Genomic DNA, 23,397 nt, shown 5'->3' on the forward strand with positions numbered 1-23,397 from the left:
CGGAGACCCGAGTCGAGCGGAGAAGAGAAAAGCTGGCCAATGGCGACTGTTCCGTTCCTACGCCGGCATGACCCGGATCAGGTTCAAGGGTCCGGCTCAGCGCCATCTCAGCATCGTCAGATGCTCCCCTCGGAATGTCTGGAAATTGTCGTCTTTTGTGCCTGCTGTCAATGGCAGGTAAAGGCGGAGCTGCACGGCCCCGCCTTTGTGTCGAGTGATCAGGCGATCTGGACGACCACTTTTTCACGCGCGGATTTCAGTGCTGCATCGGCCAGTTTCAACGCGATCAGGCCGTCCTGTGCGGAAGGCGAGGGTGCGGCGTTGTTTTCGATGGAATCGATGAAGGCTGCGATTTCTGCGGCATAGGCGGCGGTGTAACGCGTCATGAAGAAATCATGCAGCGGCGGGCGGGTGTAGCCATCCTTTGTGGCCACCTCAATGGAGACCGGGCGCTGATTTTCGGCAGCAACCGAGCCCAGCGAGCCGTGCACTTCAATGCGCTGATCGTAGCCGTAGGTGGCGCGGCGCGAATTGGAAATGATCGCCTGGCGACCGCTGGCGGTGGTCAGAATGATGCTGGCGCTGTCATAGTCGCCCAGTTCGCCGATCTTCGGATCGACCAGAACGGAGCCGGTGGCGAAAACGCTGACGATCTCTTCGCCCAGCAGAAAACGGGCGATGTCGAAATCATGGATGGTCATGTCGCGGAAGATACCGCCGGAGACCTTGATATATTCCGGAGGCGGCGCGCCGGGATCACGGCTGGTGATGGTCACCATCTCGACCTTGCCGATTTGGCCGTCATCAATGGCCTTGCGAACGGCGCGGAAATGCGGGTCGAAACGGCGGTTGAAGCCGAGCATGATTTTGGCGCCGGTTTCCTTGACCACATCGATGCAGGCCTGTGCGCGGGCAACATCGAGATCAATCGGCTTTTCGCAGAAAATCGCCTTGCCGGCGCGGGCAAATTGCTCGATCAGATCGGCATGCGTATTGGTCGGAGTGCAGATGATGACCGCGTCGATATCGGGGTTGGCCAGAACCGCGTCGATAGTGCTGATTTCGCAGCCGGTCTCATCCGCGATGGCCTGTGCTGCCTCCTGAAAGGCATCGACCACGGCCACCAGTTTCGCGCGCTTGTCGGAAGCAATCGCTTTTGCGTGCACTTTTCCGATGCGACCCGCACCCAGCAAAGCCAATCTCGTAACCATCGTTTCCTCCCGATCTGGTTAACTGGAGCTGTCTGTCGTTATGGCTTCGTTTGGAACGCCAATGCGAACAATCAGCCCATTTGGAATATATGTTCCATCTTGCTAGAGCGCCGTTTCATGCATGTCAAGCGGCGAGCAGTGCGTCCAATCTCAGATTATGCTGGCCAGATTATTGTGCTTGCGAAAGCCGGGAAGGGTCTGCGCGCGCTCTTCCAGCGAATGAATAAAGTTCTGGATTGTTGCGGGCAATGGTTGTCCCGTCGCGGTGACGACACCCCAGTAGAAGGGAATGTGGAACGCTAGAGGCACAACAGCGACACCGTCTATCGGCAGGCCGCTGATCGTCACCGATTCTACAATGGCGACACCCAGCCCCGCCCTTGCCAGAGACAGCGAAACATAGGTCGCATTGCTATCGACCACATCTTTCAAGGCGATATTCTGCTTCTGGAATGCCTGTTCTATTCGCATTCTAAGCCGGTATGGATTGGCCGAAGCGATGATGCGGCGTTCTGCAAGATCCTGCGCGGAAACGATGGTTTTCTGGGCCAGTTCATCACTGGAAGCGACGATAGCTACACAGGGGACTTCACCGATCCAGTGAACGTCCAGACCGGGATTATCCAGCGGCAGGCTGGCTATGCCAATGTCGGCGGTGCGCGCAACAACGGCCTGCACGACGTTTTCAGATGCCGTGCTTTGCAGATGCACATGTTTTGGAAAATGCTCTTCGGGAATATCTTTGAGAGCCAGCGGCACGAGACTCGCGGCAAGGGCCGGAATGGACGCGATCTCGATTGGTCGGGCCTCATCGCTTTCAATGTGGCGCGCCCGTTCACTGATGGTGCGAAGCCCGCCGAGAAACAGTTCTGCCTGGGCAAAAAACGCCACGCCCTGTTCCGTAGGTGCGATGCGCGGACCGTTGCGGTGAAGCAGAACGAAGCCGATTTCCTGTTCCAAATCCTGAATAAGGCGGCTGATGACGGGTTGGGATTTTCCGAGCGCTTTGGCAGCGCCTGTCATGCTGCCGATGGACACCACCGCGACGAAGGCTTCGAGTTGTCGCGTGTCGAGATACTGCTCTATCATTTCGCCACCTTCGATGGTCTGGTCGCGATTTTTCGCGTCTGACATGCTTTATGACAGGTGTCGTGATTTCTGACCATCCGCCTGTGCGTGTGGGCGAGGTGCGTGCTTGTGGATAAGCGGAGCTTACTCGTTTTCCTGCGAGGCGAGTTCCGGCTTGCGGCCTTCGAACAGACGCGAGCGGGAGCCATGCAGGTGCTGGCGCATCAGGCGACGTGCCAGATCGGAATCGCGGTTTCGGATGGCCTCGAAGATCGCGGCGTGTTCGTCATAGACATGCTGGAGACCAAGAATGGAATTTTTGAGCGAAAGGCCGTGGAACTGCATTCCAACGGCAATATGGTCCTTCAGCGCTTCCATCGCGGTTGAAAAATAGGTGTTGCCGGAAGCCTTGGCGATGGAGAGGTGGAATTGGAAGTCGGCATCTTCACGGTGCCGCTGCCGGTTTGTCGCTTCTTTCAGGGAAGCCAGTGCACGGCTGATATGGGCAAGTTCCGATTCGCCATAGCGCTCTGCGGCACAGGCCGCAGCCTCGGGCTCCACCGTCATGCGGAATTCGTAGCAGTTTTGGAGATCAGCGATATTTTCGAGGGGGCTGAAACCGAGTGCCTGTTTGACGCCGATACTGCGCACGAAGCTGCCAGCGCCCTGACGAGAGTAGACAAGACCTTTGTCGCGCAGCTTTTTCAGCGCATCGCGCACGATGGGGCGTGATACCTCGAACTCGGCGGCAAGATCATGCTCGGTCGGCAGACGCTCGTCATTCTTGTAGGCACCGGATTTGATGGCATGCTGAAGCCGCTCGTAAACGACGTCGCTCAAACTCTTGCGATGAGAAACCTGTTCTATCGCCCCCATATTTACGCTTCCCCTCCTGTTATGGTCTCAGCCAGTCGGAGAAGTGTGTCTTCCGATCCAAAGCCGCCTGATTTGGTAATGTAGAAGGTGCCATTAAATTCGGCAACGGGTAGGCCCGGCAAAGCCTCGCCTGCAAAGCCAAGCACATGAAGTCTCTGATCATCGAAATAGGCTTCTGCCGTCGCCCCGCCAGACAGCAGGATCGTATCGCCGACATGGGCATATTCTGCAACGCTGGCAGCCAGTGCGCTTGCAACCTGCAAGGGACGGACTTCGGTTTCGGATGGCACGGCCTGTATGAGGGTGATGGATGCGCCGCGATGCTCTTCTGATGCCAACGCGGCAACCCCATTTGGCGCAGGAACATAGAGAAGATCAGGACGCGCGGCTCTTAGACGTTCAACCTGTGCAAGGGTAATGGGGTCGCGTGAACCGATTGCCATGAGGATTCGTCTGGTGGGGTAGGTAAGGGGGGGAAGATAGCTTTCACCAGCAATCGCCTTTGCCAGCGAAAGTGCGCCCACCATCAGTTCATCTTCCTCAATGGTATCAGCGGCGTCGCGCATGTTCTGGGGTGTCAACGTATCTGGAAACCGGCATCGGCGTGCCAACGCTCCAAGGCGTTCTGCAATGGAGATAGGTGTATCCACACCAAATCCATCGATCATGCCGTCTGAGACGATGCGGCCAAATTCCGGAATTCCGGGCAGGACTACAGCGCGCTCGAAGGCGAGTGCAGCAAGTTCGGCCTCCAGATTGCCCTTCAGGCGAGAGTCCACCTTCTTGAACAGACGGATGCCTGGCTTCAGCGCGGCCTTCATGCAGGCGATACGGCTGGCCGCGTCATCAGCCGGAATTTCCCGGCTGCGCGTCGTTAGGGTTATAACGTCTGCATCGCTGTCGAGTGCTTCGGCGATGAAGCGATGATCGGCCACAACGGTGACTTTATGGCGGCTGGCAGCGAAGGGTGCTGCGGTGTCCAGCGCGCCCGTCAAATCGTCTGCAACGATCAGAAGTCTGTTGAAATGCCTGTTCATTGCTGTGGTCATTCCTCACGTGCAAGCGCGCCAGAATACGGTCGCGGCTGTTTGCGCCTATCTCCCCACCTGCGTCATCCTCGGGCTTGACCCGAGGACCTATTCCCGTTGCAAACATCGAAACGTTGGCAGATGCTCGGGACATGCCCGAGCATGACGACGGTGAGCATCGCCTTAGTATGCCGCCTTATAAATCGACAACACGTCGTCCACGGCCATGTCGCGGGGGTTGTTGTTCATCAGGCGGCGGATGGCGTGCGCCTCTTCTGCCCAGTTCGCCAGGTCGGCTTCCTGTGCCTTGTGGGCCGAGAGCCGCATTTCCACGCCCAGCGCCTTGCAGAAACCGTAGGCTGCTTCCAGAACGCCTTCCGGTTCATTGGAAACCGCAAGGCCCAGCGCTTCCAGCACCTCGGCGGTCTTATCGACATGCACTGGCACGTTATAGGCCAGCACATGCGGGAAGATGATGGCGTTTGCCAGACCGTGAGGCAGCCCAAGCCGGGTGCCAAGCGGGTAGGCCAGCGCATGACCCGCTGCCGTATTGACGGGGCCGAGACAAATACCGCCGTAATAGGAGGCCAGCATCATGCCCGCACGCGCTTCGGTGTCTTTGCCATTCTGAACCGCGCGGGCGAGATATTTACCGACGAGGCGGATGCCCATGCGGGCGTAACCGTCTATCAGGTCATGCGCATTGATGTTGGTGAAGGCTTCCACGCAATGCGCCATCGCATCGATGCCCGTTGCCGCCGTCACCGCCGGTGGAACAGACCATGTCAGTTCCGGGTCGAGAATGGCAATGTCGGCCAGAAGATGCGGGCTTTCGACCGCCTTTTTCGAGTGGGTGCTGCTGTCGGTAATCAGCGCGCGAATACCGGCTTCGGAACCCGTTCCCGCGGTGGTGGCGATTTGCGCCAGACGCGTGCGTCTGCCTGCAACCTTGTTAGGGCCAACGACATCATCAAGAGACTGTTCGCCGTCCCACAATGCAGCCACCAGTTTTGCGACATCCAAAACAGAGCCGCCGCCAAGGCCGACGACGAGGTCGGGTTTCAGCGACCGCGCCACTTCGATGGCAGCATCCAGCGCCTTGTCATCCGGCTCCGGCGGTATGTCGGAGAAGACTTTGACATCGCCGGTAAGCTTCAGCCGGTCAGCGAAGCCGACCGTATGTTCGGTTGCGATGACCAGCACGCGCTGTGCGCCGTCTGCCCATTCTCCAAGCTTGCCGGAGGCACCTGCGCCTATTTCAAGGCGCCTGGGTTGATGCAGGGTAATTGGCCGTGCCATGGCATCCATGAGCCCGCTCCTTATTGGTTTTCAAGCGCGTCCATGCGCGCCCAGACGGTTTCTCGTTCCGCATCGGAAAGCTCGATGAGGGGAGGATGCACCCGCAGCCAGCCGTTATCGCCGCGACGCTTGGCAACCATGGCCTTGACGGTGGGAAGTTGCACATAAGTGTTGGTAAGCTCACGCCATGCAACAATGTGATCCTGCGCAGCCTTGACCACCGCTTCCTTGCCAGCGACGTTCCAGTTGTCGAAGACGATGCGCAGATCGGATGCGACGAGGTTGGAGCTGGCAGTAATGCAGCCCGCACCACCCACTTGCAGCAGTGGCAGCAGCACGGGGTCCGCACCGGCCAGAACGCCGAAGCCGGGGAAGGCGGCGACCATGGCCTTCATGTTTTCCAGATCGCCAGAGCTGTCCTTGATGCCGACGAAGACGCCGGGGAAATCATTGCGCAGGCGGGCGATGACATCGTGAGGAATGGCAACGCCGGACACTTGCGGAATGTGGTAGAGAATGACCTTCAGACGGTTATCCTTCACGCCTTCCACCACCTTGGCATAGGCGCGGTAGATACCCTCTGCGCTCACGCCCTTGTAGTAGAACGGCGGCAGCAGAACCACGGCGGGCACACCGGCCTCAACCGCATGGCGGGTCAGTTCGACCGTATCTGAAACGGCTGTCTGGGCCGTGCCGGGCAAGAGCTTCTGTGCGGGAACGCCGCCTGAAATTGCCTTTTCCAGAATGTCCATGCGCTGTTTCAGGCCGAAGGAATTGGCCTCGCCGGTGGTGCCGAGAAGCGCCACGCCATCGCAGCCTTCTTCGATCAGCGCCTTGCAATGGGCGGTGAACAGGCGGAAATCCGGCGTGCCATCTGCGGCAATGGCGGTGGTTGCGGCGGAATAGACGCCGCTGATTTCAAAGGTTTCAGCCATTGTTCTTCTTCTTTCCTGCAATCAGCTTGCGGGCATAGGCAATGGCCGCATTCATGTTGACGTGGTTGGCCTTGCCCGTTCCGGCAATGTCGAAGGCCGTGCCATGATCGACCGAGGTACGGTCGATGGGCAAGCCCACGGAGACGTTGACGGCGGTGTCGAAGGCGACCAGCTTGATGGGGATGTGGCCCTGATCGTGATATTGCGCGATGACCAGATCAAACCCGCCATTATAGGCGCGGTGATAGACGGTGTCGGCAGAGATCGGGCCGTAGACATCGATGCCTTCTGCACGTGCCTGCGCGACGGCTGGTGCGATGAACTCATCGTCTTCCGTGCCGAACAGACCGTTTTCACCACAATGCGGATTGATGCCGGCCACCGCAATCTTCGGCTTATCGTAGCCGATGCGCTTGAGGTGGTCGTTACCGGCGCGGATGGTTGCCAGAATGCGCTCCGGCTTGGCGCGGCTGATGGCGTCCTTCAGCGAAACATGAGTGGAGACATGGATGACCTTGAGGCGGTCGGATGCCAGCAGCATGAAGGCAGATTTGGAACCGGTGAGCGATGTCAGCATGCCGGTGTGGCCATCATAATGGTGGCCTGCCGAATTCAGCGCTTCCTTGTTGATCGGTGCTGTCACGATGCAGCCGATCTTGCCAGCTGTTGCTGCCTTCACCGCGCTGTCGATGAAGCGGAAGGAGGCGTCGCCGGAGACGGCGCTGAGCTTGCCCCATTCGACCGGTGCCCCTTCGATGTCGATGTTTTCGACAAGGCCGGTGAGGTCCAGATCGGAACCGAGCGCGGTGCGGGCGGCCTCAAGCTGTTTGAGGTTACCGAAGACACGGGTATTGGCCCGGTCTTCCGCACTCATTTCGGCCAGTGCCTTGATGGTGATTTCGGGGCCGACGCCAGCCGGATCGCCCATGGTTATGCCAACGATATCGCTCATGCGTTTTCTCCGTCGATCCAGCCCTTGTCGAGGCGGACATATTTGATGGCGCGACGATGGTAGGTATAGGCGAGGTGCAGAGCACCATCCTTGCCTTCCACGAGCGCGGGGTAGGACATTTCCTTGTTGCGGCCATCCACCGAATTGTTGGACAGGCAGGTGCCGGGGCCATCTTCAACGATGCGTCGCTGCGGGAAGCTCTTGCCGCCATCCGTGGAGACGCACAGCGTAACCGGTGCGCGCGGAACGCCCCAAATGGGCGTAATGCCACCTTCCGCATTGGGGCGATGGTCGTCTTCGCCCAATTCATCGTACAGCGACTCTCGCCGTGCATCGGACGTAGCGGCAGAGACCGGGTTGCACAGCAGCGCAACACGGCCATCGGCCAGACGCGTGGCGGCAATGGAGGAATTGTTGTTGGGTACATCGGTTGCCACAGGCACAGACCAGTTGCGACCGCCATCATGGCTTTCCGTGCGATAGACGAAATCCGACTGGCGCCGGCGGAAGAAGGCGGCCATGTCCTGTCCGTCCAGCGGCACGATGGTCATGTGCACGCAGCCGAAACTATCCGGCACTTCGGATACGGACCATGTTTTGCCCTCATCCGTGCTGACGGCGACGGCTGCGGTGTCATGTGTGCCGGTCCATTTTGCGCCGGGGCGGGGGTTACACAGAAACAGCGGCAGCATCCAAGCGCCGTCATCACGGCGCACGATGGTTGCGCGAATGAAAGTGCCGTTGGCAAGGCCGATGTCGCGTGCCGGGCCGGAAGTGATCTTGCCGTTTTCGAACGCAAGATCATGCGCCATCACGCGGCTCTCATCCTGATTGCCGGAAGGCTGCGCCGTGTGGAAAAGCGCGATCTTGCCATCGGGCCTGACGAAAATCATCGGGTTCTGTTCGGAGCGTTCCTCGTCATGGCTCGCCAAAGCGGCCTGCGACCAGGTGTCTGCACCATCGCCCAGAGTGGAAATGTGAATGGAAATATCGGACTTGCCTTCCAGCGTGCCGCCAAACCAAGCGCAGGCCAGTGTGCCATCCGGAAGGAAGCTCAAAAATGCCGCGTGGTTCTGGATTTTCGGTGAAGGCAGGTAAGCCTCTTTGCGTCCTTCGCCTGCCGCAAAAAGATGCCCATCCATCTTTGCCGCAATCTCTTCAGGCGTCATAAATTTCCTCCCGTCACATCAGTTATTAACAGGGATAATCCGCCTGCGAACAAATGTTGTCAAGTTGGAGTGATTTGTAATTTGCCGTAATCAGTTTGTGTTATTTATAAATAAATCAATTAAAACAATATTATATAGAAATTATTGAGCGTGATTTTTATTTGTTGTCGATGTTAAGTTGACAAATTATGCCCTTTGATCCAAGTTTGTATCAGTTAATGTGAGGAGCATCGACGAGCGGTCGCGCGCTTTCAATAGCGCGACGCTGTTTCATCAGGGAGGAAAGTTATGACAAGCAAAACATTGCTCATCGGCGCGCTTTTGGCCGCCTCGTCAATTACGCCCAGCTACGCGCAAAGTGCGGGTAAGGATGTGACGATTGTTCTGGACGAGGAAGTCGATCTGGTCGAGCCGTGCATGGCCACGCGCTCGAATATCGGCCGTATCGTTCTGCAGAATATTTCCGAGACGCTGACCGAGCTGGATGTCCGCAACAACAAGGGTCTTCAGCCGCGTCTGGCCGGAAAGTGGGAAGAAGCAAAGCCGGGCACCTGGCGTTTCCATCTGCGCAAGGGCGCAAAATTCTCCGATGGCTCCGCTTTCGATGCGGGCGATGTGAAATACTCCATCGAACGCGCGATGAGCAGCAAGCTCTCCTGCGAAACGCCGCGCTATTTCGGCGAAACCAAGATTTCCGCTAATGTGGTTGACGATAACACCATCGACATTACCGCAGATCCGGCCCAGCCGATCCTGCCGCTGCTGATGACGCTCGTCACCATCGTTCCCTCCGAAACACCGATGGAATTCACCCGCAATCCCATCGGCACCGGCCCTTACAAGCTGACCGAATGGAAGGCTGGCCAGAACATCACGCTGGAACGTCGCAGCGATTACTGGGGCAAGGCGCCGGATGTTGCCAAGGCGACCTATGTGTTCCGTGGCGATCCATCCGTTCGCGCAGCCATGGTCAAGGCGGGCGAGGCCGATCTGGCACCCAATATTTCCGAGCTGGACGCGACAGACGCGAAGATCGATTTCAACTATCTGAATTCCGAAACCTTCTACATGCGCGTCGATACGTCCATCAAGCCGCTAGATGACGTGCGGGTTCGCAAGGCGCTCAACATGGCGCTGGATCGGGATGCCTTCATCGGCACGCTTCTACCCAGGGGCGCACTCAAGGCTGTTGCCATGGTGCCTCCAAGCACGATTGGCTGGAACCCCGATGTAAAGCCGCTTCCGTTTGATCTGGAAGGTGCCAAGAAGCTGCTCGCAGAAGCGAAGGCCGATGGTGTGCCGGTCGATACGCCGATTACCATCGTTGGACGCACCAACAATTTCCCGAACGTCGTGGAAGTTCTGGAAGCCGCACAGCAGATGTTCGAGGCCGCTGGATTCAAGATCAAGCTTCAGATGTATGAAGTGGCGGAGTTCGAAAAGCAGTATTCCAAGCCTTACCCGGAAAATCGTGGTCCGCAGCTCGTTGCTGCCCAGCACGACAATTCCCGCGGCGATCCCGTCTTCTCGATGTATTTCAAGTACGATAGCAAGGGCCGTCAGTCCGGCATTGCTAACCCCGAAGTCGATAAGATGATTACGGATGCGACCGCCGCCACCGGCGACAAGCGTGTGGAAGACTGGAAGAAGCTCATCGCTTACCTTTATAATGATGAAGTTGCCGATGTTCTGATGTTCCACATGGTCGGTTTTGCCCGCGTCAATCCGCGCATCGCATTCACCCCCACCATCGCGACAAACTCGCAGCTGCAGCTTTCTGAAATCAGCTTCAAGTAATCCGTCGCAATCAGCCAATCGGAAAAGGCGGAATTCCTCTCCGCCTTTTCTCCATCACCGGAGAAAGTTCGATGGGAAAGAAGATTTTCAAGCGGATCGTAGCGAGCCTGTTCTCGCTCATCGCACTCATCGTCATCGTGTTCTTCCTCTCGCGTCTCACAGGCGACCCGGCGGCACTGTTCCTGCCGGTCGATGCCTCCCAGGAGATGCTGGACAAGTTCCGTGAACTCAATGGTCTCAACGACCCGCTTATCGAACAGTTCGGACGTTACGTCTGGGACGTGCTGCATCTGGATTTCGGTGATAGCCTGCGCAAGGCCCGCCCGGCTATCGATGTGGTGCTGGAGGCTTTCACCTGGACGCTGCAATTGGCGCTGATCACCATCACGCTGGTGACGGTCGCTGCCATCGTCATCGGTTCAATTGCAGCGTTTCGTCCCGGTGGCGTATTCGACCGCTTCGTATCACTTATCTCGCTCATCGGTGCCTCCGCACCTGATTTCTGGATCGCAATTGTCGGTATTGTCGTGTTCTCGGTCACGCTCGGCTGGGTGCCGACATCTGGTACTGGCACGATCTGGCACTGGATCTTGCCGATCGCGGTTCTCTTCATCCGCCCCTTCGGCCTCATCCTGCAAATCGTGCGCGGCTCCATGCTGTCTGCCTTCGGCTCGGCCTATGTGAAGACCGCACGTGCTAAGGGCGTCAACAACCGCACTATCATCTTCGTGCATACGCTTCGCAACGCCATGCTGCCGGTCATCACCGTCATTGGCGACCAGGCGGCGGCCATGCTGAACGGTGCCGTGGTGGTGGAAACCATTTTCGGCTTCCCCGGGGTCGGCAAGCTGATGATCGATTCCATTCTCCAGCGTGACTTCAACGTCATTCTCGCGGCGATCATGGTCACAGCGATTGCCATTTTCATCATGAACCTGCTGATCGATCTTGCCTATGCGGCACTCGATCCGCGCCTGCGGACTTGAGGTCATGACCATGTCCAGTACACTTCCCCACGTCCAGACAATCGAAGCCAAGCCTCGCGGTCGTGTGTCCGTTATTCTTGGAATGCTGTGGCACGACAAATTCGCCTGTTGCGCAGCCATTTTCCTGATTATCGCCGTGTTTTGCGCTTTGTTCGGCCCGATGCTGATGGGTGATTCAGCAGTTTCCATGAACCTGCGCGCCCGCAATCTCGCGCCCTTTACGGTCGATAAGGGCTGGCTTTTCATACTGGGTGGCGATGCCCTTGGCCGCTCGCTGTTGGCCCGTATCATCGTTGCTGCGCAAAACACATTGATGATTGCCGCCGGTGCGGTGGTGTGTTCCGCCATCATCGGCTCGCTGCTGGGATTGATTGCCGGTTATGCTTCCGAGCGTGTGTCGAACATCATTATGCGTCTGGCCGATGTCATCATGTCCTTCCCGTCGCTGCTTCTGGCGGTGATCGTGCTTTACATGCTGGCGCCATCGGTCGGTAACATCATCATCGTTCTGGCCATCACCCGCATTCCCGTTTATCTGCGCACCACGCGCGCGGAAGTGCTGGAAATTCGCCAACGCATGTTCGTGCAGGCGGCGCAGGTCATGGGTGCGTCATCCATGCGCATCGTTTTCCGCCATATCCTGCCCATGGTCTTTCCAACGCTGGTGACGATTGCGACGCTCGATTTCGCCTTCGTCATGCTGGCTGAATCCTCGCTGTCCTTCCTCGGCATCGGTATTCAGCCACCGGAAATCACCTGGGGTCTTATGGTTGCGCAGGGCAAGCAATATCTCACCAATGCCTGGTGGCTCGCCTTCTGGCCGGGTCTGGCAATCATCCTCACCACCCTGTCTTTGAACCTGCTGTCGAATTGGATGCGTGTGGCGCTCGATCCCGTGCAGCGCTGGAGACTGGAAATCGGAGGCAAGAAGAATGGCTGATCATCTGCTGGAAGTCCGCAATCTCTCCGTCCAGTTTCACACGGCAGGCGGCATCGTCAATGCGGTGAAGAATATCAACTGGCATCTGGATCGCGGTGAAACGCTGGCCATTCTCGGCGAAAGCGGCTCGGGCAAGTCGGTCTCGGCATCCGCCATCATGAACATTCTAGATATGCCGCCGGGTGAAATCACCAATGGAGAAATCCTGTTGTCGGGACAGGACCTGCTGAAGATGACCAGTGAGGAGCGCCGCGCCGTCAATGGCAAGCGCATCGCCATGATCTTTCAGGACCCGCTGAGCCATCTGAACCCGGTCTACACCGTCGGCTGGCAGATCATCGAGGTCATGACTATCCACGGTGTGACGGCGGATACGGCGCGCAAACGCGCGCTGGAACTCTTCGCCCGCGTCGGCCTTCCATCCCCGGAAGCTGCGATGGACAAGTATCCGCACCAGTTCTCTGGTGGCCAGCGCCAGCGCATCATGATTGCAATGGCGCTGGCCATGAAGCCCGATATCGTCATTGCGGATGAGCCCACGACAGCGCTTGACGTCACGGTGCAGGCGGAAGTTCTTAAGCTGCTGGGCGAGTTGCAAAAAGAGACGGGCATGGGCCTGCTGCTGATCACCCACGATCTGGGTGTCGTGGCCGAGATTGCGGATCGTGTCGTCGTCATGAATTCAGGCGAGATTGTTGAATCCGGCACGCCGGACGAGGTTTATCACAACCCCAAACACCCTTACACGCTGAAACTCATCTCGGCAGCGCCCGGCAAGGGCAAGATGCATGAGCCGGATGCCAAGGGCGAGCCGCTTCTGCATGTCGAAAATCTCGAAAAATCCTACGGTGCGTTTAAAGCGCTGAAGGGCGTGTCGTTCGATCTGATGGCCGGTGAAACGCTGGCTATCGTCGGCGAAAGCGGTTCCGGTAAATCGACGCTGGCCCGCGCACTGCTGCGGCTGGAACCGTCGGACTCGGGCAAGGCCTATTGGAAGGGCCGTGATCTGCTGACCATGCCGCCAAAGGAACTTTACGGCCTTCGTCGACAGATACAGATGGTGTTTCAGGACCCGACGCAATCGCTCAACCCGCGCATGTCGGTCTATCAGTTGATTTCCGAGGCTTGGGTCGTCCACCCAGAAATTTTGCCCAAGGCCAAATGGCGCGCACGGGTCGATGAATTGCTGGCGCAGGTCGGTCTCTCCCCCGCCCATGCGCAGCGATACCCGCACCAGTTTTCCGGTGGTCAGCGCCAGCGCATCGCTATCGCTCGCGCCTTAGCACTGGAGCCGCAACTGATTGTTTGCGATGAAGCGGTTTCCGCGCTCGATGTTTCCATTCAGGCGCAGGTCATCGCGCTGCTGGACAGGCTGCGCAAGGAACTCGGCATCGCCTTCATCTTCATCGCCCATGATTTGCCTGTCGTGCGCGATTTTGCAGACCACGTCATGGTCATGCAGCATGGAGATGTGGTGGAGATGGGCACGGTCCGGCAAATCTTCGAAACACCGGAAAAGGATTATACCCGCAAGCTGCTGGCAGCCGGTCTAGACCCCGATCCGCGAGTGCAGGCGGCCCGCGCAAGCGCTTTGTAAGGTTTGACATCAAGTGGACCCGGCAGGAACGCCGGGTGCTTATTTCTGCGGCATGCCTGGAATTCGGTTGACCTCGACCATCTGCCGAATGGTGCGGTCTGCCACTTTTTCGGCACGCGCCTTGGATGCCTCGGCATCCTCCGGGAATGTGTAGGTCATGTAGGACAGCGACGTTTCAAGATCGTTGTTGTTATGGCCGAGGATGGCGGCGAAATAGCTGTTCTTCGTGACGCTGGATGGCGCGAAATTGCGGAAGGCGATTTCGGCATAGAGGTGTCGAAGGCCATAGGGCTTTGGCGGCTCTTCCTTGGGCCAGATATCCTCGAATTTGCTGATCACCTCATCGCGCAAGGGCAGGCGGACCTCCGACGTAAAATCATCGACGCTGAGCCCCAGCCACAGCTTGCCATCGCTGCTGTCCCGCAGGCGCTGATAGGCATCAAGCACGATTTTCGCCTGTTCCAGCACCGGGATTTCGTAGGTCACGCCGAACTTCGTGCCTTCACCCTGTTTAGTCTTGGCCTGCCCGTTGAACAGTACGCTCCATTTGGAAACGCCCTTGCCATAGGCGGCAGGCGTCAGTTCGGCCTGGGTGAAGATTTCATAGGGACGCCGTCCCGTCGTGCCCATCAGGCCAATCGCGATGGTCATGGGGTCGGATGATTGCAGATAACGACGACACCGCCGCATGACCTCCGCATAGTTCTCGAAGGTGATGAGCGAGCCATGCTTGTTGGCGATTTTTGCCATTTTGATCTTGCGCGCTTCATCGTAAAGCTGCGGCGTGCCAGCGGCGATGCGCAGCATGGGATGGTCATCACCGAAGGCCTCGCGTAGCGCGTTGCGGTATTTGGTAATGTAGGAGATGACTGTTGCCTGCGCCTTGTCTCCCATGGACGCCATCTCTGCGTCCCACAATGCCTGCATTTCCGCCTTGGTGGTGAGGCCATTGGTTGCGGCAATAAAGTTCGAAACGCGCAGCAAGAAGCGTGGTTTGCGCCCGGCCATATTGTATTCGGCGCGTTCCAGCTTTTCCTGAATAGAGCTTGCAACGCCCACCACGGCGTATTTCTCGCTCTTGATATAGGTGTCCAGCCGCTCACGGAGTTTTTTCATGTTGCAGATGGCAAGCGGCGTCGTTTTCGGGCCAAAAGCATCTTTCAACGCATATCTATATTTTACAATATAGAGTTCCAGCGTCTTTTCGGTTCTCCCATTTTCAAAATGAAAGCGTACCTCTTCATTCCATAGCGCCCCGATTTTTTTGGTGTCGAAGGTACCATCTGCCTTTTTAGTTGCCTGAATTTTCTCGATAAAATCCGTGATCCGGTCTACCAAAATAGGTGTTTTTGTTTTTCTTTTTTCAGCAACGGACATCATCGGCTCCAGCAATATGATTCGCGGTATGAAAACTATATTTTATGTTGGATGCCAACGTCCAAATTTAATCAGAAAATGGTTGGGTGGGCGATGTGGCAGGTTGCGTAAACCATTTTGCACCGTCCTTACCCATATAAATATGGTCTTCCAGACGAATGCCGAAACGGTCAGGATAAACAAGCATGGGTTCGTTGGAAAAACACATGCCTTCCGAGAGCGGCAAAGAATTTCCGCGCACGATATAGGGCGCCTCATGAATTTCCAAGCCCAGCCCATGGCCGGCACGGTGCGGCAGGCCCGGCAGCGCGTAGTCCGGCCCTAGCCCATGCTTTGCGAGCACGCTGCGCGCCGCATCATCCAGACTCCCGCACGGTGCGCCCAGCTTAGCAGCATCGAAGACCGCCTGTTGTGCCTCGCGCTCAATGGCCCATGCTCGGGCGAAATCCGCTTTGGGTTCATCCAGCACATAGGTGCGAGTGATATCGGAGTGATAACCATCGATGCGCGTTCCGGTATCGACCAGAATGACGTCGCCTTCTTGCAGGGTCTGGTCGCCATCCGCGCCATGCGGAAGCGACGTGGCGGTGCCAAACGAGACGATGCAGAAATAGGAACCACTTTCACCGCCGAGTTTGCGATGCTGTTCGTCTATGAAACGAACGACCTCGGATGCGCGGATGCCGGGCTTCATGATGACGTGCGCGCACTTCTGCACCTCCAGCGTCAGATCCATGGCATATTGAATGATGGCGATTTCGTTTGGAGACTTGCGACTACGCAGGCTGCTGATCAGTGCGCCGCCATCAAGAAGCCTGTCCTGTCCGAGCGCTTTTGCAAGGCTGTGATAGATGAACAGCGGCAAGGCATCATCCAGCGCAACCCGGCCCTTGTCGCCGATCAATGAAGCGACGAGGGCTGCCGGGCTTTCCTCTTCCTGCCATATGTGGACCTCACCTTCGAGATGCGGCAGCGTATCGACGCGGCTCTTTTCGAAACCGGGAACGATGTAGTGCAGGCTGGTGGAGGTGATGACGGCTCCCAACAGTCGCTCGCTCTGGTGCCACACCAGACCGGTGAAGTAGCGCAGGCTCTCGGTGGAACCCAGCAGCAGCGCGGCAACACCCTGCTCCTGCATCAGGCGACGCAGGTGTTGCAGTCTTTGCTGGCGTTCTTCGTTGGTGATGGGGGCTGGCTTGGCAGGGAACATGCGTCGATCTTTCATTGACGTGATGACAGCAGGGAATACAGAGTCGATGCTCTGTATTCAATATGTCGACAAAGAAATCGAGTCTGGCTTAATGCTGAAGACGTTTTTTCAGCGAGGCGATGATGCGTTTTGTCAGCGCCTTGTAATCCTCGTCAAAGTGATGTCCACCGTCGATTCCGATGATTTCCGCACCCTTGTCCTTCAGTGCCGGGCAAGCAGCATCCTCGTCATCCGTGCCATAGACGCATTGAACGATCTTCGGATCGATCTTTGCCAGATCATTGACCGGATCTTGCGTTCCTGAACCGGAGACACCAAGCCATCCGCCGACGGATATTTCGTAGGATACCTCATGCGAGAGGGACAGAAGGCTCATCTGCACGATGCGGCTCTTGTCCTTCTCCGGCAGCGCATTGAAGGTAACGGGCAGGACGTCGGCGCCGAAGGAATAACCGATCAGCACGACATTCTTCACCTTCCACTCTTTGCGGTAGGTATCGATGATGCGCGAAAGATCGGCGGCGATTTCTTCCGGCTTCTTTTCGGACCAGAAATAACGCAGGGAATCTATGCCGATAGTCGGTACCCCATCCTGCTGCAAGAAGCCGCCGACATCCTTGTCCAGATCGCGCCAGCCGCCATCGCCGGAATAGATGATAGCCATGGTGTCCATGGTCGGCTTGGCTTCGAGAACGGTCAGCGGCAGGCCGAGCGGGTTGTCGGAATTTCCGGCCGCATCGATGCGGTCCTGCAGCGTCTGCGCAAGCGCCGCTTGCGCGTCGTCAGTCACATCCTTGACATCGATATCGGAGTGGGATTTCACGAGGTCTTCGACATGGGCGCGACCCTTGGCATCCGCCTTGGGCGTGAAGACGACGCTGACGGGAGCCGGCAAGGAACCATCGGTCAGGCCGTAGATCGTGCGGCCATTGTCCTTTTCTTTCGTGGCGGGCGTGCAGAGAATTTTATCAAGCGGAATACCGGCGACGGGATCGACAGCCACGGCTTCACCGATGGTGGCGGCGGGGCTCTGCGCGATCATGGCAAGCGCCAGCGTCGCACCATCGCCAATACCGGCAATGATCGGCGGGCGGTAGTTCGAAACACCGGCCTTACGCTGAATTTCCTGCGCAAGTTCCTCGATGTCGGAGATCATGTAAATGCAGTCATCATCATCGGCCTTGAGGGCTTCGATATATTTCGGAAGATCGATGCCGACGACAGCAGCACCCTTTTCCACCAGCGCGTCGGCTTCCGTCTGCTCCGCCTCGCCCCAGCCATTTGCACCTGAAATCAGGAAGATATTGGCGGTCAGGTCATCGCTGGGCAGCATGATGTGGTCAGCCGGGATCATGCCTGTCTGGAAACTGTTGGCATCCTGAGCCGAAGCGCAGGCGGGTATGAGGAATGCAGCTGCCAGCAGTGCGGCTTTCAGGTGTTTCATGCCCGTCATTTACCAATTACTCCTCTGACGCCGCCGCTGATGAGAACGGTTGCGTCCATAAGGGCCAAAGCAGCGCTCGTACCGTTGGAAACCGCCACATAGCGGGGCTCCCATTTCGGGTGGAATTTCGATTTGAACGCTCTCAAACCCTTGAAGTTATAAAAACGCTCACCGTGTTCGAACAAGGTGCCGCCAATTCGGTCCCACACAGGGGCCGCCTCCCGTTTGGACATGCCCGAAAGCGGTGCCATGCCAAGGTTGAAATAGGAGTAACCCTGTTCCCGCATATATTCAATAATGCTGACAAACAGAAAATCCATCGAGCCGCGCGGCGCGTCCGGCGAGAAGCGCATGAGATCAACGGTAACTTCGTCCTTGGTTTCAGTCATCAGCAGATTGGCGAAAGCCGTGACCTGCCCATCCTTGTGCAGAACGGCAACCGGTTGCGAGAGGATGTAATCCTTCTCGAAAGAGCCGAGGGAGAAGGTCTTTTCGCGGGTGTTGTGATGCGACAGCCAGGAGTCTGAGACGCGCTTCAGGTCCTCGTAAATCTCCGGGACGTTTGGCGTCTCGACAACCGAGAAGGTCAGGCCATCGCGCGCACCACGGCTGAGAGACTGGCGTAGATTGGCGAGTTTTCCGCCTTTCAGCTCAAAGCGGGTGAGATCGACCATGGCCAGTTCACCCAGCTTGAAGGCGCGAAGGCCGGCATCGGCGCAGTAGGGCAGGACGGTCGGTGAAATCTGATAGAACACGGCTCTGCCGCCGGATGAGCGCGCGGTTTCCACGAACTGCCAGACGAGGTCGGCAAAGTCTTTCTCGTCGCCAACAGGGTCGGCAAGCGCAATCCAAGAGCGTCCACGAATGCCATACATTATGAAAGCATTGCCGCTTTCCGACAGCATGACGTGCTTGTCGCCCATGCGCACCAGATTGGCGTCGGCGACATCCTGTTTCTCGACAATCGAGGTTGCCCGCACGATGTCGTCAGGATGAATTTCTTCCGGACGATAGATGACCGGGCGCAGCAGGCTAAAGATGGCAATGGTCGATGAGGCCAGCACGAGCCCCAAAAGCGCGCGAAGGCCGCGCGGTGCTTCCTCGGAAAACTCGAACTGCCACCACAGCGTCTGGCTGTAGTCGGTATCGCGGTAAACGAAGAAAAGGATAGTGGCAGCACCGGCAACGATGACAGCCATCGCCGCAAGCCATGTCGGGCCCAGGGCCTGACGTAGAAGCGAAGCGTGGCGGTTGAAGCTGCGCACATTGAAAAACAGCGCAACGATAAATATCCCAAGGAAGATCGCTTCGAAAACGGCGATGGCCTTTATAAGCGACAGGAACAGACCGCCAGCCGCCGCAACCAACGCTACCCACCACGCGCCATCCAGCCGTTGGCTAAGGCCACGGGAGGCGACGACCAGAACGAGGCCGAGAATACTCGACAGAAAGTGGGCTGCTTCGATGATCGGCAACGGGACGAAGCCGGAGAGGAAATCGAGATTGCTATCCGGCGTGGGCGTCACGCTGGAAAAAATCAGCATTGTGCCGAGAATGAGCGCATAGGCCGAGAGCAGGGACGGAGCAAGTCGCGCAGCGAGGTTGCCGATATCCGCCATCACTGGCTTCGAGGCAAACTGCTTCATTTCGGACGCCAGCATCAGGAAGATGGCGACCAGCAGCGGCAGGACGTGATAGATCATGCGGTAAAGCACGAGCCCGCCCAGCAGCTGATCGAGGCTGATGGCGTTGCCAAGGCCCGCGACCATGACCGTTTCAAAAACGCCGAGACCGGCGGGAACGTGGCTAAGAACGCCAAGGCCCACGGCTGTCGCATAGATGGCAAAGAAGCTCGGCCAGCCGACATTCGTTTCCGGCAGCAGCACGTAAAGAACGGAGGCGGAGGCCGCGATATCCAGCGCAGACACCAGAAACTGACGGGATGACGTGCGGCTGTCGGGCAGGCGCAACTTCAGGCGTTTGATCTGGATGACCCTGCCATTACGGCCCAGGAACAGCAACGTCGCCATGACGCAGATGACGATCAGCGCGCCGCCTCTGAGCCAAACCGGGTCGATCCCCAGAATGCTGGCAACGCGCGGAGCGACGATGAGTGTGGAGAGCGCACTGACGGCCAGCAGGCCAAGACCGAAGGACAGCGTCACAAAGGCGATGATGCGCGCTATGTCCGATGGTGTCAGTCCCAGCCGTGAATAGGCGCGAAACCGGATCGCGCCACCGCTGAGCGGGCCGAAACCGGCGGTATTGCCGACAGCATAGGCGATGAAGGCGGTGGTGATGACGGAGGGTGTCGGCAGCTTCTTGCCGATATATTCGATGGCGTTGAGGTCATAACAGATCAGCGCGGCAAAGCTGAGCGCCGTGAAAAGAACAGCAAGTGCGGCAGCGCGCCAACTCGTATCGGCCAGCGCATCGACGATCTCGTCATAGCGGACTTCCGAGGTCAGCTTGTAGATGGTGAAGGTCATCATCACGAAGACGAGCGTCACCGCAATCGATGTGAGATGAGGTCTGTACCGCTCAAAAAAGCCTTCGAGCCCGGCTTCTGCGTCTTCGATCTGCGCTACGTCGTTCTTCTCTGTCATATGCTTTTCCACAAGATCAGATTGAGTCTGGCCAACCACAGCATTGTGACGCTAGTTCGTTGTGTTTTCACAAATACGAAGATTTGATTTTTATTTCATAAATTCTTCGAACGCACAGCGAAGCAGCATGCAGTATTACCGCGAAGGCTTGTGGTCCTTCGCTGAAATGAAAGCAACTGACCGGCGGCTGTGCGCGAAGATATTTTTGGCCAGCGTCACGCTCCCCAGGTGGCCTCCAGAGTTCTAATCCAGTTGCCGTGGCAAATCTTCTCAAGCGAAGCCTGATCGTAACCTGCTTTGCGCAGGGCATCAACGAGCAGTTGCAGGTCGGACGCGTCTTTCATAATGGCGGGAATAGTCGTGCCATCGAAATCCGAACCCATGGCAACATGGTCTATGCCCATGCGCTCGACCATATAATCCACATGCCGCACCAGCTCGCCAAGATCGGTGTCGGGATTCTTGACGCCATCCTGGCGCATGAACAGCACGCCGAAGTTGATGCCGGCCAAGCCGCCTGTATCCCTGATGGCATCAAGCTGACGGTCGGTCAGATTACGGCTGTGGTTGCACAGCGCATGCGCATTGGAATGCGAAGCAACCAGCGGCGCATTCGAGATTTTGGCGATATCCCAGAAACCCTGCTCATTCATATGAGAAAGATCGACCATGATCTTCAACTCATTGCAGGCCTTGATCAGCCGCTGTCCAGCATCCGTCAGGCCCGGGCCGATATCGGGTGTCGATGGGAAGCGGAACGGAACGCCATGCGCAAAAATATTGGGGCGGCTCCACACCGGACCCAGCGTGCGAAGACCCGCCTGATGCAGAACATAGAGCGCATCGAGATTGGCATCGAAAGCTTCTACACCCTCGATATGCAGCACCGAGGCGAAGGCTCCATTTGACATGGCGTGGCGAATATCGGCAGCGCTGCGGCAGACTTTGAGTTTGCCGTTGGACGCCGCCTCGATGCGAAACAGTAGGCTGGCCATGCCGAGCGTCGTAGCCAGTGCATCTGGCTGGCTGGGCGGCAGAAAGTCGCGGTTGGCATCAAAACCCTGCGGTGACGGAACAAAGATCGCGCAAAGACCGCCTGCCAAGCCACCCTTTTCTGCGCGCGGCAAATCGATGTGTCCGACAGTATCGCCTTCGATGAACAGCGTTTCCGGGGCCGCATGGCCGGAAAGCTTGAGGCGCAGGAGGACATCGTTGTGGCCATCGAATACGGGCACGGCATTGGGGCTGGTCATGTGGCGGTCACTTTCGGATAATGTCTGACAGGCGTTGCTGTAAGCGTCAGATAGGTGCAAATGCAATGCCCGAACAGGGCTCCGTTGCGTTTAACGGGGCCATTTGAATGGAAAAAGACATGCTGGACGATCAAGACTGGAGCGCTGCATCCGATGTAGCAGCGCATTTCGTTTCTCAATGGGCAAGCCAGGAGCCCGGCGGCTGCGTTATCGGCTTTGATCGATCCGGCATCCGTTTTGCTCACGCTGGTGGTGTCGAGAGTCTGTCCATGCTCACGCCCTTCACATCAAAAAGCGTTGTGCGCTATGCCTCCGTCACCAAGCATGTGTTCTGCGCCATGGTGCTGGAAAACAGCGATCTGATCTCGCTGGATGATCCCCTCGGGCAACACATAGCCGAACTTCAATCGCCACTTCGCGACGTTACGGTCGGCCAGGCGCTGGATATGAGCGCCGGTCTGCCGGACGTGCGTGAATGCCTCTCATTGCTAGGCCTTTCCGTCTACACGGAGACGAAGCCGGGGCCGTTGCTAGACTATCTCTCGCGAATGACGCGGCTCAATTTTCCGGCAGGCAGCGAAGTGTCCTATTCCAACACCGGTTATCGTCTGGTGGAGGCGGCGCTGGAACGAAAGGGTCTGCGCTTCGATGACTTCGTGCAGAAACAAATTGCGGCACCACTCGGCATTTTTCTGAAAGCCCCCGATGTCTGGAACGATTCGGTGGCAGGACTTGTACCGGGCTATTGGAAAGCCGAGCAAGGTTGGCAGCTGTCCTCAGCGGGCCTTCACATCTCCGCATCGGGAAGCCTTGCTGGCAGTGCTGAGGCCTTGGTGCGCTGGCTACAGGCGCTGCTGCAGGGCGAACACGGCTTTTCGGGCCTCTTCGAAAAAATGGCTGCCGAACGCCCGATTGCTGACGGGAGAATGAGCGAATACGGACTTGGCCTGCGTTGGTCGCATCTGGGCTCACGCCGTTTTGTCGGTCACGGTGGGTCACATCCCGGCTACAAGACCTATTTCTTGCTCGACCCGGAGAATGGTACAGGCTTTGTCGTGGTGTCCAACCGCGAAGATACCAATGGTTTCAAGATTGCGCTGGAAAGCATGGCGGCGCTGACCGGTCTGCCGCTTCCGAAACCGGCTAATACGCTGCCGGATGGTCTCTATGTCACTGAAACAGGTCCATGGTGGCTGGAAATCAAGGGAAGCACCTGCACCTTTATTGACGCTGATGATACGCTTTATGAGGGTGAAAACGGCTGGGTTTCCTCCCGTTCCGCGTCATCGCCCATGCAGTTGCGCCTGGAAGGGGATGTGCTTGTGGGAGAGGCGGGACACGCGCAGCGCCGTTTTCTGCCCGTTGGTCAGCATGAGCTTCCGGCCGCACTTTCGGGCTGCTGGCGCTCGCCCGAAGGGGCGGAGTTCGTGATTGCGGACGGAGCCTTGTCCATGGGTATCGGCCCGGTGCGCCACACCATGCCGCTGACGGCGCTGGGCAATGGGCGTTTTCTGTTCACGCTGATCGATGGTCCGTGGACGAAAAGGGTATGCCTGAACATGCTGGATCAGGATCGCGTCGAACTGGTTTCCAGCCGCGCCCGGATGATCGAATATCGACGCTCGACCTGAGAGATCGAGCGCCGCTGA

At 57.6% G+C, this 23,397-nt stretch carries 18 protein-coding genes and 1 riboswitch; of the genes, 5 read left to right on the forward strand and 13 right to left on the reverse strand.

The annotated features are described in order from the left end of the window. Positions 1-37 precede the first annotated feature (37 nt). Positions 38-140: riboswitch (TPP riboswitch) on the reverse strand. A 78-nt stretch (positions 141-218) separates the two neighbouring features. The 8 genes from iolG to AC27VJ_RS15975 all read right to left on the reverse strand — a co-directional run bounded on the left by iolG (position 219) and on the right by AC27VJ_RS15975 (position 8,538). Further along, positions 219-1,211, reverse strand: coding sequence for an inositol 2-dehydrogenase (iolG, locus tag AC27VJ_RS15940; protein WP_488684834.1), 993 nt, complete (start codon positions 1,209-1,211; stop codon positions 219-221). 150 nt (positions 1,212-1,361) lie between these two features. Next, a complete protein-coding gene (locus AC27VJ_RS15945; RefSeq protein WP_488684835.1) occupies positions 1,362-2,345 on the reverse strand; it encodes a LysR family transcriptional regulator in 984 nt (327 codons plus the stop codon). A gap of 78 nt (positions 2,346-2,423) precedes the next feature. After that, positions 2,424-3,155, reverse strand: a complete 732-nt coding sequence (locus AC27VJ_RS15950) for a FadR/GntR family transcriptional regulator (RefSeq protein WP_488684836.1) — start codon at positions 3,153-3,155, stop codon at positions 2,424-2,426. 2 nt (positions 3,156-3,157) lie between these two features. Then, the gene (locus AC27VJ_RS15955) at positions 3,158-4,192 is read right to left on the reverse strand and encodes a four-carbon acid sugar kinase family protein (protein ID WP_488684837.1); all 1,035 of its coding nucleotides are present in this window, start codon (positions 4,190-4,192) and stop codon (positions 3,158-3,160) included. Between the two features lie 174 nt (positions 4,193-4,366). Next, positions 4,367-5,491 (reverse strand): iron-containing alcohol dehydrogenase, encoded by a 1,125-nt coding sequence (locus AC27VJ_RS15960; RefSeq protein ID WP_488684838.1) that lies wholly within the window; start codon positions 5,489-5,491, stop codon positions 4,367-4,369. An 11-nt stretch (positions 5,492-5,502) separates the two neighbouring features. Then, positions 5,503-6,417, reverse strand: coding sequence for a dihydrodipicolinate synthase family protein (locus AC27VJ_RS15965; RefSeq protein WP_488684839.1), 915 nt, complete (start codon positions 6,415-6,417; stop codon positions 5,503-5,505). Further along, a complete protein-coding gene (gene pdxA / locus AC27VJ_RS15970) occupies positions 6,410-7,369 on the reverse strand; it encodes a 4-hydroxythreonine-4-phosphate dehydrogenase PdxA (RefSeq protein WP_488684840.1) in 960 nt (319 codons plus the stop codon). The genes AC27VJ_RS15965 and pdxA overlap by 8 nt, the downstream gene beginning before the upstream one ends. After that, positions 7,366-8,538: a sialidase family protein gene (locus AC27VJ_RS15975; protein ID WP_488684841.1), complete on the reverse strand. Its 1,173-nt coding sequence runs from the start codon at positions 8,536-8,538 to the stop codon at positions 7,366-7,368. The genes pdxA and AC27VJ_RS15975 overlap by 4 nt, the downstream gene beginning before the upstream one ends. A gap of 288 nt (positions 8,539-8,826) precedes the next feature. Here AC27VJ_RS15975 and AC27VJ_RS15980 point away from each other — a divergent pair, with 288 nt between their 5' ends. The 4 genes from AC27VJ_RS15980 (at position 8,827) to AC27VJ_RS15995 (ending at position 13,858) form a co-directional block, all read left to right on the forward strand. Next, entirely contained in the window at positions 8,827-10,335 is a 1,509-nt protein-coding gene (locus AC27VJ_RS15980; protein WP_488684842.1) for an ABC transporter substrate-binding protein, read from the forward strand. Between the two features lie 71 nt (positions 10,336-10,406). Continuing rightward, entirely contained in the window at positions 10,407-11,321 is a 915-nt protein-coding gene (locus AC27VJ_RS15985) for an ABC transporter permease (RefSeq protein WP_103657984.1), read from the forward strand. A 4-nt stretch (positions 11,322-11,325) separates the two neighbouring features. Beyond that, complete coding sequence (locus AC27VJ_RS15990; protein ID WP_488684843.1) at positions 11,326-12,261, forward strand: ABC transporter permease; 936 nt, start codon at positions 11,326-11,328, stop codon at positions 12,259-12,261. Continuing rightward, positions 12,254-13,858 (forward strand): ABC transporter ATP-binding protein, encoded by a 1,605-nt coding sequence (locus AC27VJ_RS15995; protein ID WP_488684844.1) that lies wholly within the window; start codon positions 12,254-12,256, stop codon positions 13,856-13,858. Before AC27VJ_RS15990 ends, AC27VJ_RS15995 begins: the two co-directional genes overlap by 8 nt. 39 nt (positions 13,859-13,897) lie before the next feature. Here the strand turns inward: AC27VJ_RS15995 and telA are convergent, their stop codons facing one another. The 5 genes from telA to AC27VJ_RS16020 form a co-directional block, all read right to left on the reverse strand. Next, on the reverse strand, positions 13,898-15,235 hold the full coding sequence (gene telA, locus AC27VJ_RS16000; protein ID WP_488684845.1) for a telomere resolvase TelA: 1,338 nt from the start codon (positions 15,233-15,235) through the stop codon (positions 13,898-13,900). Between the two features lie 67 nt (positions 15,236-15,302). Further along, on the reverse strand, positions 15,303-16,445 hold the full coding sequence (locus AC27VJ_RS16005) for a M24 family metallopeptidase (protein ID WP_488684846.1): 1,143 nt from the start codon (positions 16,443-16,445) through the stop codon (positions 15,303-15,305). Positions 16,446-16,533: 88 nt separating this feature from the next. Continuing rightward, positions 16,534-17,898 (reverse strand): AcvB/VirJ family lysyl-phosphatidylglycerol hydrolase, encoded by a 1,365-nt coding sequence (locus AC27VJ_RS16010; protein WP_488684847.1) that lies wholly within the window; start codon positions 17,896-17,898, stop codon positions 16,534-16,536. Continuing rightward, a complete protein-coding gene (mprF, locus tag AC27VJ_RS16015) occupies positions 17,895-20,495 on the reverse strand; it encodes a bifunctional lysylphosphatidylglycerol flippase/synthetase MprF (protein WP_488684848.1) in 2,601 nt (866 codons plus the stop codon). Before mprF ends, AC27VJ_RS16010 begins: the two co-directional genes overlap by 4 nt. A gap of 215 nt (positions 20,496-20,710) precedes the next feature. Then, positions 20,711-21,748, reverse strand: a complete 1,038-nt coding sequence (locus AC27VJ_RS16020) for a dipeptidase (protein WP_488684849.1) — start codon at positions 21,746-21,748, stop codon at positions 20,711-20,713. Between the two features lie 119 nt (positions 21,749-21,867). On the opposite strand from AC27VJ_RS16020, the gene AC27VJ_RS16025 reads away from it, so the two are divergent. Then, positions 21,868-23,379 carry a serine hydrolase domain-containing protein gene (locus AC27VJ_RS16025; RefSeq protein WP_488684850.1) on the forward strand — a complete coding sequence of 504 codons (1,512 nt, stop codon included), beginning with the start codon at positions 21,868-21,870 and terminating at the stop codon, positions 23,377-23,379. Positions 23,380-23,397 lie beyond the last annotated feature (18 nt).

This window comes from Agrobacterium sp. 20P9.1.2 (genome assembly GCF_057799395.1).